Raw genomic sequence first — 12381 nt, 5'->3', positions numbered from 1 at the left:
TGTGGATAAAATCACTGTCTGATAAAAGAGTGAATGCTAATCTCGTTGCTCAAACGCTTTGGCATGGTTGTTGCCTGACGGGGACGACCTGGACCAGAAGAAACATTGAGAGGAATGAATGACCAAAGAAATGCAAACTTTAGCTTTAGCCCCTGTTGGTAACCTGGAATCTTACATCCGGGCTGCGAACACCTGGCCGATGTTAACGGCCGAGGAAGAAAAGGAGCTTGCTGAAAAGCTGCATTACCAGGGCGATCTGGAAGCAGCTAAGACGCTGATCCTGTCTCACCTGCGCTTTGTTGTTCACGTTGCTCGTAATTATGCGGGCTACGGCCTGCCGCAGGCGGACTTGATTCAGGAAGGTAACATCGGTCTCATGAAGGCTGTACGTCGCTTCAACCCGGAAGTGGGTGTGCGACTGGTCTCCTTCGCCGTGCACTGGATCAAAGCAGAAATTCACGAATACGTGCTGCGCAACTGGCGTATCGTGAAAGTCGCCACGACAAAAGCGCAGCGCAAACTGTTCTTCAACCTGCGTAAAACCAAGCAGCGTCTGGGCTGGTTCAACCAGGATGAAGTGGAAATGGTGGCGCGCGAGCTGGGCGTAACCAGCAAAGACGTGCGTGAGATGGAATCCCGTATGGCCGCGCAGGACATGACCTTTGATATGTCCTCCGACGACGACGCATCTGACAGCCAGCCGATGGCGCCGGTTCTGTATCTGCAGGATAAAACCTCTAACTTTGCCGATGGCATCGAAGAGGATAACTGGGAAGATCAGGCCGCGAACAAGCTGACCCATGCGATGGAAGGCCTCGACGAACGTAGCCAGGATATTATCCGCGCCCGCTGGCTGGACGAAGACAACAAGTCCACGCTGCAGGAGCTGGCCGACCGCTACGGCGTTTCTGCGGAACGTGTCCGCCAGCTTGAAAAGAACGCCATGAAAAAACTTCGCGCCGCTATCGAAGCGTAATTTCCGCGAAGTACACCGAGAACCCTCGAATGCAAATTCGGGGGTTTTGTTTTTTTAGCGCCCGCTCTGGCGAATTCCCTCCCCCTGGCAAACACTTACTGATGCGCTAAGCAGGCGACTTTCTCAGGGGGACAGGGTGAAAAATAACGAACTGAACGACCGGCGTTTACAGGCGACGCCGCGCGGTATCGGCGTGATGTGTAACTTCTATGCCGATAAAGCTGAAAACGCCACGGTGTGGGACGTGGAAGGCAACGAGTACATCGACTTCGCCGCCGGGATCGCGGTGCTGAATACCGGGCATCGCCATCCAAAAGTCATTTCCGCCATTGAAAAACAACTCCACGCGTTTACCCATACGGCGTACCAGATTGTGCCGTATGAGGGCTATGTCGCCCTTGCCGAGCGCATCAACCAGCGCGTGCCCGTTGACGGTCCGGCTAAAACGGCGTTTTTCTCCACGGGAGCTGAGGCGGTCGAAAACGCGGTCAAAATTGCCCGGGCGTACACCAAACGTCCTGGCCTTATCACCTTCGGCGGCGCGTTCCACGGCCGCACCTTTATGACCATGGCGCTGACCGGCAAAGTTGCGCCGTACAAGCTCGGCTTTGGCCCGTTCCCCGGGTCGGTCTATCACGCGCAGTATCCGAATGACCTGCACGGCGTCAGCACGGCGGAAGCGTTGAAAAGCCTGGAACGCATCTTTAAGGCGGACATCGCCCCCGACCAGGTCGCGGCCATTATTCTCGAACCGGTTCAGGGCGAGGGCGGTTTCAACATTGCGCCAGCTGATTTTATGCAGGCGCTGCGCGCCCTGTGCGACACCCACGGTATTTTGCTGATTGCCGACGAGGTGCAAAGCGGCTTTGCCCGTACCGGCAAGCTGTTCTCGATGGAACACCACTGCGTGAAGCCCGATCTGATCACCATGGCGAAAAGCCTGGCGGGCGGAATGCCGCTCTCAGCGGTGTCGGGCCGTGCTGAGGTGATGGACGCACCCGCGCCGGGCGGGCTGGGCGGTACCTACGCCGGAAACCCGCTGGCGATTGCGGCGGCGCATGCCGTACTCGATGTGATTGATGAAGAGGATCTCTGCACGCGCTCGGCGCATCTTGGCCATCATCTGGTGGAAGTGCTGAACAAGGCGAAGGAACACTGCCCGTATATCGCTGACATTCGCGCGCAGGGCTCGATGGTGGCGGTGGAGTTTAACGACCCGCAAACGGGTCAGCCTTCGCCGGAATTTACCCGCCAGGTGCAGGAGCGCGCGTTGCAGGAAGGGCTGCTTCTTCTGAGCTGCGGCGTCTACGGCAACGTCATTCGCTTCCTCTATCCGCTGACTATCCCTGAAGCGCAGTTCCGTAAAGCGCTGGACATTATCTCCGCGTCGCTGACACGTTAAAGCCACATGCCCGGCGAAAATCCCTGCCGGGCCTGGCATATATTCATTTCAAATTAGCTATTCCAAAATCATAAAAATCGGGTATGTTTTAGCAGAGTATGCTGAAAAAGCGCGGACAGCACACCTATAACTGACATAAAGCGCTGCACAACAACATCACAACAATCGTAATAACCATAATAATGGGGAATCTCAGGATGAACATGAAGGGTAAAGCGTTACTGGCAGGATGTATCGCGTTGGCATTCAGCACCATGGCACAGGCAGACATCAAGGTGGCCGTGGTTGGCGCAATGTCCGGTCCGGTAGCACAGTACGGCGACCAGGAATTTACCGGCGCTGAGCAGGCGGTTGCAGACATTAATGCTAAGGGTGGTATCAAAGGCGAAAAACTGCAAATCGTAAAATATGATGATGCCTGTGACCCGAAACAAGCGGTCGCGGTTGCGAACAAAGTGGTGAACGACGGGATTAAATACGTTATCGGTCACCTGTGCTCTTCCTCTACTCAGCCAGCGTCTGATATCTACGAAGACGAAGGTATTCTGATGATCACCCCGGCGGCGACCGCACCAGAGCTGACCGCGCGTGGCTACAAGCTGACCCTGCGCACCACCGGTCTGGACTCTGACCAGGGCCCAACCGCGGCGAAATACATCGTTGAAAAAGTGAAGCCGAAGCGCATTGCCATCGTTCATGACAAGCAGCAGTACGGTGAAGGTCTGGCGCGTTCCGTGCAGGACAACCTCAAGAAAGCCAATGCTGACGTGGTGTTCTTCGATGGGATCACTGCCGGTGAGAAAGACTTCTCCACCCTGGTGGCGCGTCTGAAGAAAGAGAATATTGATTTCGTTTACTACGGTGGCTACCACCCGGAAATGGGCCAGATCCTGCGCCAGGCGCGCGCTGCGGGCCTGAAAACCCAGTTTATGGGCCCGGAAGGCGTGGCGAACGTGTCCCTGTCTAACATTGCGGGTGAATCAGCCGAAGGCCTGCTGGTGACCAAACCGAAGAACTACGACCAGGTCCCTGCGAACAAACCTATCGTGGATGCCATCAAGGCGAAGAAACAGGATCCAAGCGGCGCGTTCGTCTGGACCACCTACGCGGCGCTGCAGTCTCTGCAGGCGGGCCTGAACCAGTCAGCCGACCCGGCTGAGATTGCCACCTGGCTGAAAGCGAACACGGTCCAGACCGTCATGGGGCCACTCTCCTGGGACGCGAAGGGCGACCTGAAGGGCTTCGAGTTCGGCGTGTTTGACTGGCATGCGAACGGGACGGCGACAGACGCAAAATAAAACTGGTGCGGGTTGATGCCCTCACCCTAACCCTCTCCCACAGGGAGAGGGGACCGCTCGGTGTTCTCCCTCTCCCCGTGGGAGAGGGCCGGGGTGAGGGCATCAGGCCGCATAAATCAACTCTGGCGCTTCTCCCACCCGCTCTCCTGCGCCGTAAACCCTAACGCCTGCATAAACGCCGCCATCACGCCGCGGTCTTCCACGCCTACGTCAGCCATCCACCATGAGGTCACGCTGGGGTTTTCACGGATCACTTCTTCAATTAAATACTGTCCCACACCGCGACGACGGGTGACGTCACGTACGCGCAGCGAGTCCAGCGCCCCTTCTGTACCGCTCAGGGTGACGCGAACCGCAGCCAGCAGGCGCTCGTTAAAACGCGCGGCATAAATACGGTGGGTCTCATCAACGCGCAGCGACGAAGGGGAATATTCCGGCCAGATTTTGCCCAGGTCGATATGATCCTGGTCGCTAAAGGTCACCAGACGCACGATAGTCAGTTTCATTAGCTACTTGTCCAAATCAGATTGAGTAGGGGCAGTGTACTCAATTTATTCACTCAGCGGCTTCCTCTTTTTATTCTCATTAACCAGGTGATTAGTTTTTTGGCAACGCGATGGGCAGCTTGAAAACACATGGATCGAAAAATAAGCAGAATTTTAACCTGAAGGGTAGTGATTTATTCGGCGCTTTGTACCGTTATTTTATGCTGCAAACTGCACTTTTATTTGTTTATCTCTGCCTTATTTCAGAATATTATCTTTGCTTAATCGCCTGAAAAATAGAGATTTTAGTCTGGTTTTTGACAAAAACCTGCGCTAAACCATTAAAGGCACTGGTAAAAATAGCGTTGTTCATTAAAAGTACAGAATGCTTTTAACCATAATAAAACAAAATATAAACACGACATCACGAATGGGGATTCACAGATGAAAAGGAACGCGAAGACGTTAATCGCGGGGATGGTCGCACTGTCGATCTCGCATGCCGCTATGGCCGACGACATTAAAGTTGCGGTAGTGGGTGCGATGTCCGGCCCTGTTGCCCAGTGGGGTGACATGGAGTTCAACGGCGCGCGCCAGGCCATTAAAGACATCAACGCCAAGGGCGGCATCAAGGGCGACAAGCTGGTGGGCGTGGAATATGACGACGCCTGCGATCCGAAACAGGCCGTCGCGGTCGCCAACAAAATCGTCAACGACGGTATTCAGTATGTGATCGGCCACCTGTGTTCATCCTCCACCCAGCCTGCGTCTGATATCTACGAAGACGAAGGCATCCTGATGATCACCCCAGGCGCAACGAACCCTGAGCTGACCCAGCGCGGCTATCAGCACATCATGCGTACCGCCGGTCTGGACTCCTCGCAGGGTCCCACCGCCGCCAAGTACATCCTCGAGACCGTTAAGCCACAGCGCATTGCCATTATTCATGACAAACAGCAGTACGGCGAAGGCCTGGCGCGATCCGTGCAGGACGGCCTGAAAAAAGGCGGCGCGAACATCGTCTTCTTCGACGGTATTACCGCCGGTGAGAAAGACTTCTCCGCGCTGATCGCCCGTCTGCAAAAAGAGAACATCGACTTCGTTTACTACGGCGGCTACTACCCGGAAATGGGCCAGATGCTGCGTCAGGCGCGCGCCACCGGCCTGAAAACCCAGTTTATGGGGCCAGAGGGCGTGGGTAATGCCTCTCTGTCTAACATCGCGGGGGGTTCTGCTGAAGGCATGCTGGTGACGATGCCAAAACGCTATGACCAGGATCCGGCCAACAAGGCTATCGTGGATTCGCTCAAGGCGCAGAAGAAAGATCCGAGTGGTCCGTACGTCTGGATCACCTATGCGGCCGTACAGTCTCTGGCCACCGCGCTGGAGCGTACCGGCAGCAAAGAGCAGCTGGATCTGGTGAAAGATTTAAAAGCACACGGGGCGAACACCGTGATTGGGCCGCTGAACTGGGATGAGAAAGGCGATCTGAAGGGATTTGAGTTTGGTGTCTTTAAGTGGCACGCCGACGGTTCGTCCTCGGCCGCCAAATAATTATCCCACCGCCCGGCATGACGGGCGGGTATAAAAAGGTTTGCATATGTCCGAGCAGTTTCTCTATTTCCTGCAGCAGATGTTTAACGGCGTTACGCTGGGAAGCACCTACGCGCTGATCGCCATCGGCTACACGATGGTTTACGGCATTATCGGCATGATCAACTTCGCCCACGGCGAGGTGTACATGATCGGTAGTTACGTCTCCTTTATGATCATTGCCGCCCTGATGATGATGGGCATCGACAGCAGCTGGCTGCTGGTCGCCGCCGGGTTTGTCGGCGCGATTGTGATAGCCAGCGCCTACGGCTGGAGCATCGAGCGCGTGGCCTACCGGCCGGTGCGCAGCTCCAAGCGTCTGATTGCGCTGATTTCCGCCATCGGGATGTCGATCTTCCTGCAAAACTACGTCAGCCTGACCGAAGGCTCGCGCGACGTGGCGCTGCCAAGCCTGTTTAACGGCCAGTGGATTGTGGGGGCCAGCGAAAACTTCTCCGCCTCTATCACCACCATGCAGCTGGTTATCTGGGTCGTGACCTTTATTGCGATGCTTGCCCTGACGCTGTTCATCCGCTACTCGCGTATGGGACGCGCCTGCCGCGCGTGCGCAGAAGACCTGAAGATGGCGAGTCTCCTCGGCATCAACACCGACCGCGTGATTGCCCTAACCTTCGTGATTGGCGCAGCGATGGCGGCCGTCGCAGGCGTCCTGCTCGGCCAGTTCTACGGCGTAATTAACCCGTACATCGGCTTTATGGCCGGGATGAAAGCCTTCACCGCGGCGGTTCTGGGCGGTATCGGCAGTATTCCGGGCGCGATGATCGGTGGCCTGATCCTGGGCGTGGCGGAAGCGCTCTCCTCGGCGTACCTGAGCACGGAATATAAAGACGTGGTGTCGTTTGCCCTGCTGATTCTGGTTCTGCTGGTGATGCCTACCGGTATTCTGGGCCGTCCGGAGGTAGAGAAAGTATGAAACCGATGCATTTTGCAATGGCGCTGCTCTCTGCCGCCATGTTCTTCGTGCTGGCGGGCGTCTTTATGGGCGTCCAGTTAGGTCTGGACGGCACGAAGCTGGTGGTGGATACCGCCCCCGACATCCGCTGGCAGTGGGTGTTTATCGGCACTGCCGTGGTGTTCCTGTTCCAGCTGCTGCGTCCGCTGTTCCAGAAGACGCTGAAAAACGTCTCCGGGCCGAAATTCGTCCTGCCGGCAATCGACGGCTCTACCGTTAAGCAGAAGCTGTTCCTCGTGGCGCTGCTGGTGGCCGCCGTGGCGTGGCCGTTTGTGGTGTCTCGCGGCACCGTGGATATCGCCACTCTGACCATGATCTACGTGATTCTCGGTCTCGGTCTGAACGTGGTTGTAGGGCTGTCTGGCCTGCTGGTGCTGGGCTACGGCGGCTTCTACGCCATCGGCGCCTACACCTTTGCGTTGCTGAACCACTATTACGGTCTCGGCTTCTGGACCTGCCTGCCGCTGGCGGGGCTGGTCTCTGCCGCTGCCGGCTTCCTGCTCGGCTTCCCGGTGCTGCGCCTGCGCGGTGACTACCTGGCGATTGTGACCTTAGGCTTCGGCGAAATCGTCCGTATCCTGCTGCTCAACAACACCGAAGTGACCGGCGGCCCGAACGGCATCAGCCAGATCCCGAAACCGACCTTCTTCGGCCTGGAGTTCAGCCGTACCGCCCGCGAAGGCGGCTGGGATACCTTCAGCAACTTCTTTGGCATCAAGTACGACCCGTCCGACCGCGTGATCTGGCTCTATCTGGTGGCGCTGCTGCTGGTGGTGATTACCCTGTTCGTGATCAACCGTCTGCTGCGCATGCCGCTGGGCCGCGCGTGGGAAGCGCTGCGTGAAGATGAGATCGCCTGCCGCTCTCTTGGCCTGAACCCGACCCGCATCAAGCTGACCGCGTTCACCATCAGCGCCGCGTTTGCCGGTTTCGCCGGAACGCTGTTTGCCGCGCGTCAGGGCTTCGTTAGCCCGGAATCATTCACCTTTGCCGAATCCGCCTTCGTGCTGGCGATTGTGGTGCTCGGCGGGATGGGCTCACAGTTTGCCGTTATCCTCGCGGCCATCCTGCTGGTGGTCTCGCGCGAGCTGATGCGCGACTTTAACGAGTACAGCATGCTGATGCTGGGTGGTTTGATGGTGCTGATGATGATCTGGCGTCCGCAGGGTCTGCTGCCGATGACCCGTCCACAGCTGAAGCTGAAGAACGGGCAAGCGAAAGGAGAGCAGGCATGAGTCAGCCATTATTATCCGTTAACGGTCTGATGATGCGTTTTGGCGGCCTGCTGGCGGTCAACAACGTGAATCTGGATCTGCACAAGAAAGAGATTGTCTCCCTGATTGGCCCGAACGGCGCGGGAAAGACCACGGTCTTTAACTGTCTGACCGGCTTCTACAAGCCGACGGGTGGCACCATCATGCTGCGCGACCAGCACCTGGAAGGGCTGCCGGGCCAGCAGATCGCCCGCATGGGCGTGGTGCGTACCTTCCAGCACGTGCGTCTGTTCCGCGAGATGACGGTGATTGAGAACCTGCTGGTGGCACAACATCAGCAGCTGAAATCCGGGCTGTTCTCCGGCCTGCTGAAAACCCCGGCCTTCCGCCGCGCGCAGGATGAAGCGCTTGACCGCGCCGCCACCTGGCTCGACCGAATTGGCCTGCTGCAGCATGCCAACCGTCAGGCGAGCAACCTGGCCTACGGCGACCAGCGTCGCCTGGAGATTGTGCGCTGCATGGTGACGCAGCCGGAAATCCTGATGCTCGACGAACCGGCGGCAGGGCTCAACCCGAAAGAGACCAAAGAGCTGGACGAGCTGATTGCCGAGCTGCGCGATAGTCACGACACCACCATTCTGCTAATTGAGCACGACATGAAGCTGGTGATGGGCATTTCGGACCGTATCTACGTGGTAAACCAGGGCACGCCGCTGGCAAACGGCACGCCGGAAGAGATCCGCAACAACCCGGACGTGATCCGCGCATACCTTGGTGAGGCATAAGATGGAAAAAGCGATGTTAACGTTCGACAAGGTCAATGCGCACTACGGCAAGATCCAGGCGCTGCACGACGTCAGCCTGCATATCAATCAGGGTGAAATCGTCACCCTGATTGGCGCCAACGGCGCGGGCAAAACCACGCTGCTCGGTACCCTGTGCGGCGACCCGCGCGCTACCAGCGGGCGGATTGTGTTCGATGGCAAAGACATTACCGACTGGCAGACCGCCAGAATCATGCGCGAGGCGGTGGCGATTGTTCCGGAAGGGCGCCGCGTCTTCTCCCGAATGACGGTGGAAGAGAACCTGGCGATGGGCGGGTTCTTCGCTCACCGCGATGAATACCAGACCCGCATCAAGTGGGTATATGAACTCTTCCCGCGCCTGTGGGAGCGCCGCATCCAGCGTGCGGGCACCATGTCCGGCGGCGAGCAGCAGATGCTGGCGATTGGCCGCGCGCTGATGAGCCAGCCGCGCCTGCTGCTGCTGGACGAACCGTCGCTCGGTCTGGCGCCGATCATCATTCAGCAGATCTTCGACACCATTGAGCAGCTGCGTAAAGAGGGGATGACCATCTTCCTCGTCGAGCAGAACGCCAACCAGGCGCTGAAGCTCGCTGACCGCGGCTACGTGCTGGAGAACGGCCGCGTGGTGCTGGAGGATACCGGCGACGCGCTGCTGGCGAACGAAGCGGTGCGGAGCGCGTATTTGGGCGGCTGAGCCGTCTGTATCGCCCGGTGGCGCTACTGTATGACCGGATACATAGGTGACAGATCAGACCGGGAACATAGGTAACACTTTTTAGTCTATCCGGAGCACACTCTGGGTTTTTCGGTCATAGTACGCAAGCGTTATTCCGTTAAAGATGATGGCCTCAAGGCCATCATCTTGTTCTTCCAGCATGATGTACTCATCAGTCAGCGCTTCACTCAGGAACACCGTCCCCTTTTTCCCCATATAGAGTGTCCCCCTCGATTTCACCCTGTAGACCGTCCCTCCTTCCGGATAAACATATTCAGGAACCCTGCCATCCCAGTGACGGCCTGAGGGTTTCCATACCGTTCCAGGCGTTGCACCCGCCAGGGCTTCATGCGGCCTTTCGTGGTTAAACTCTTCCCGGTAGTCACTGAACCACCGCTGTTGTTCTTCCATCGTCATGAAGGTGTTGCCCTGTTTCACTGCACTTTTCAGCGAGCGGTGCATTCGCTCATGACGGCCGTTTTCTTCCGGATGCCCCTTTCTGATACGTTCCGGTCTGATGCCCAGCTTTATCAGCCAGACGGCAAGGCGACTTAACCCGGCGATACCTGTTCCCGCGAACGGCTGACCGTTATCCGTTCTCAGGACTTCCGGCAGACCGTACTCCAGGAATGCATCCGTCAGGCACTGCCTGACGAAGGGCTCGCTCTCCCGGTCCGTTCCCCGGCAGCTCAGAAGATACCGGCTGTGATTGTCGGTCAGGGTGAAGGGATGGCAGTACTCTCTGCTCAGCAGCCTGAACTTGCCTTTAAAATCAGCGCTCCAGACCTGATTGTTCTCACTGATGGTGGTCAGGGGCTGGCGATTACCCGGGGTTCTGCGTTTTCGCTTTTTATCCGGAACCAGGCCTTCACGCTTGAGGATATCGCCGATAGTGCTGGCAGCAGGGACGGTAAAATCGACGTGATGATTGAGCAGCCACATCCGCAGTTTTTTGGGGCCCCAGTCAGGGTGTTTTTGACGCAGGGCAGTCAGGTGTCCGGCGATATCATCAGTAACCGTCCGGGAGTGGGAGTGTGGCGCGCGCGACCGGTCAGAGAGAGATGACAGGTCAGAGGGGTCAAAACGCTGAAGCCATTTATAGCCGGTTTTACGGCTGATACCAAAAAGACGGCAAAGAGCGGAGAAGGAGTCCGTACCTGCATGGCAGGCACGGATAAAATCAAGGCGTTGCATAGGTCGGGTCTCAGTCCAGGGCATAGCGAGTCTCCTCTTCTATGCCAGTTATAACTGTTACCCATGTATCCGGTCTAAAGTGTTACCCATGTTTCCGGTTCATACCCTACGCTTACCGGGCCTACGGGATCGAGTAGGCCGGGTAAGGCGTAGCCGCCACCCGGCTTTTTTAACCACTACGCCCTTTCACACAACCATCATCCCCCTGACGCCTGGCTGTCACTTATCTGTAAACAAACAGTTATTTTTCTGTAATTCGAGCATGTCATGTTACCTCGCGAGCATAAAACGCGTGATATCGCGCATCCGGCACAATAAGAGAGATGACAATGACATCGTTACGACACACAGCTTTGGGTCTGGCACTGGGTCTGGCTTTTGCGACGAACGCAATGGCTGTCACCACCATTCCGTTCTGGCATTCAATGGAAGGGGAGTTGGGTAAAGAAGTTGACTCCCTGGCGCAGCGTTTCAACGACACCCACCCGGATTACAAAATTGTGCCGGTGTACAAAGGCAACTACGAGCAGAGCCTGAGCGCGGGTATCGCCGCCTTCCGTACCGGCAACGCGCCAGCCTTGTTACAGGTTTATGAAGTGGGCACCGCCACCATGATGGCCTCCAAAGCCATCAAGCCGGTGTATGAAGTGTTCAAAGAGGCGGGCATCAACTTCGACGAATCGCAGTTCGTACCGACCGTCGCGGGTTACTACACGGATTCCAAAACCGGCCATCTGCTGTCCCAGCCGTTTAACAGCTCTACGCCGGTGCTGTACTACAACAAAGACGCCTTCAAGAAAGCCGGTTTAGACCCGGAGCAGCCGCCAAAAACCTGGCAGGACCTGGCCGAGTACACCGCGAAGCTGAAGGCGGCGGGGATGAAGTGCGGCTACGCCAGCGGCTGGCAGGGCTGGATCCAGATTGAAAACTTCAGCGCCTGGCACGGCCTGCCGGTGGCGACCAAAAACAACGGCTTCGACGGCACCGATGCGGTACTGGAGTTCAACAAGCCGGAGCAGGTGAAGCACATCGCGCTGCTTGCCGATCTGAACAAGAAGGGCGACTTCAGCTACTTCGGGCGTAAAGACGAATCCACCGAGAAGTTCTACAACGGCGACTGCGCCATTACCACCGCCTCGTCCGGCTCGCTGGCGGATATCCGTCACTACGCCAAATTCAACTACGGCGTGGGCATGATGCCGTACGACGCTGACGTGAAGGGCGCGCCGCAGAACGCCATTATCGGCGGGGCGAGCCTGTGGGTCATGCAGGGAAAAGACAAGGGCACCTACAAAGGCGTAGCCGAGTTCCTCGACTTCCTGGCCAAGCCTGAAAACGCCGCCGAGTGGCACCAGAAGACCGGCTACCTGCCGATCACCAAAGCCGCGTACGACCTGACCCGCGAGCAGGGCTTCTACAGCAAGAACCCAGGCGCGGACATTGCGACGCGCCAGATGCTGAACAAGCCGCCGTTGCCGTTCACCAAGGGCCTGCGTCTGGGCAATATGCCGCAGATCCGCACCATCGTGGATGAAGAGCTGGAAAGCGTGTGGACCGGGAAGAAAACGCCACAGCAGGCGCTGGACTCTGCGGTAGAGCGCGGGAATCAGCTGCTGCGCCGCTTTGAGCAGTCGACCAAATCGTAAAAAAATGCCCGGTGACGCGTAGCGATCCGGGCCTACGACGTGCCCCATGTAGGCCGGGTAAGGCGTAGCCGCCACCCGG

General features: G+C 57.4%; 11 protein-coding genes. 9 read left to right on the top strand and 2 right to left on the bottom strand.

Annotated features, from left to right (window positions below; translation table 11 throughout):
* Positions 1-118: 118 nt before the first annotated feature.
* From rpoH to livJ, 3 genes are all read left to right on the top strand, one after another.
* Complete coding sequence (gene rpoH / locus V4835_RS22150; RefSeq protein ID WP_024906692.1) at positions 119-976, top strand: RNA polymerase sigma factor RpoH; 858 nt, start codon at positions 119-121, stop codon at positions 974-976.
* A gap of 136 nt (positions 977-1112) precedes the next feature.
* On the top strand, positions 1113-2378 hold the full coding sequence (locus V4835_RS22145; RefSeq protein ID WP_331413745.1) for a 4-aminobutyrate--2-oxoglutarate transaminase: 1266 nt from the start codon (positions 1113-1115) through the stop codon (positions 2376-2378).
* A gap of 197 nt (positions 2379-2575) precedes the next feature.
* A complete protein-coding gene (gene livJ / locus V4835_RS22140; RefSeq protein WP_074147346.1) occupies positions 2576-3676 on the top strand; it encodes a branched chain amino acid ABC transporter substrate-binding protein LivJ in 1101 nt (366 codons plus the stop codon).
* Between the two features lie 116 nt (positions 3677-3792).
* On the opposite strand, the gene panM is transcribed toward livJ, so the two are convergent.
* Positions 3793-4182: an aspartate 1-decarboxylase autocleavage activator PanM gene (gene panM, locus V4835_RS22135; RefSeq protein WP_047345615.1), complete on the bottom strand. Its 390-nt coding sequence runs from the start codon at positions 4180-4182 to the stop codon at positions 3793-3795.
* A 423-nt stretch (positions 4183-4605) separates the two neighbouring features.
* Between panM and livK the strand changes: the two genes are divergently transcribed.
* The 5 genes from livK to livF are packed head-to-tail and all read left to right on the top strand — an operon-like array spanning position 4606 to position 9441.
* On the top strand, positions 4606-5715 hold the full coding sequence (livK, locus tag V4835_RS22130) for a high-affinity branched-chain amino acid ABC transporter substrate-binding protein LivK (protein WP_331413741.1): 1110 nt from the start codon (positions 4606-4608) through the stop codon (positions 5713-5715).
* A 46-nt stretch (positions 5716-5761) separates the two neighbouring features.
* The gene (livH, locus tag V4835_RS22125; protein ID WP_013099131.1) at positions 5762-6688 is read left to right on the top strand and encodes a high-affinity branched-chain amino acid ABC transporter permease LivH; all 927 of its coding nucleotides are present in this window, start codon (positions 5762-5764) and stop codon (positions 6686-6688) included.
* Positions 6685-7962 carry a branched chain amino acid ABC transporter permease LivM gene (gene livM, locus V4835_RS22120; protein ID WP_063145307.1) on the top strand — a complete coding sequence of 426 codons (1278 nt, stop codon included), beginning with the start codon at positions 6685-6687 and terminating at the stop codon, positions 7960-7962. Before livH ends, livM begins: the two co-directional genes overlap by 4 nt.
* A complete protein-coding gene (gene livG / locus V4835_RS22115) occupies positions 7959-8726 on the top strand; it encodes a high-affinity branched-chain amino acid ABC transporter ATP-binding protein LivG (RefSeq protein WP_063145306.1) in 768 nt (255 codons plus the stop codon). Before livM ends, livG begins: the two co-directional genes overlap by 4 nt.
* A gap of 1 nt (position 8727) precedes the next feature.
* The gene (livF, locus tag V4835_RS22110) at positions 8728-9441 is read left to right on the top strand and encodes a high-affinity branched-chain amino acid ABC transporter ATP-binding protein LivF (protein ID WP_008500102.1); all 714 of its coding nucleotides are present in this window, start codon (positions 8728-8730) and stop codon (positions 9439-9441) included.
* A gap of 81 nt (positions 9442-9522) precedes the next feature.
* On the opposite strand, the gene V4835_RS22105 is transcribed toward livF, so the two are convergent.
* Positions 9523-10680: a DDE-type integrase/transposase/recombinase gene (locus V4835_RS22105; protein WP_331411093.1), complete on the bottom strand. Its 1158-nt coding sequence runs from the start codon at positions 10678-10680 to the stop codon at positions 9523-9525.
* A 305-nt stretch (positions 10681-10985) separates the two neighbouring features.
* Between V4835_RS22105 and ugpB the strand changes: the two genes are divergently transcribed.
* Positions 10986-12302, top strand: a complete 1317-nt coding sequence (gene ugpB, locus V4835_RS22100) for a sn-glycerol-3-phosphate ABC transporter substrate-binding protein UgpB (protein WP_023310025.1) — start codon at positions 10986-10988, stop codon at positions 12300-12302.
* Positions 12303-12381: the final 79 nt, after the last annotated feature.

It is taken from the genome of Enterobacter cloacae complex sp. CARB60, from assembly GCF_036487345.1.
Lineage (GTDB): Bacteria > Pseudomonadota > Gammaproteobacteria > Enterobacterales > Enterobacteriaceae > Enterobacter > Enterobacter asburiae_D.
The sequence above is the reverse complement of the archived record's forward strand: the minus strand, read 5'-3'. Positions and strand labels throughout refer to the sequence as shown.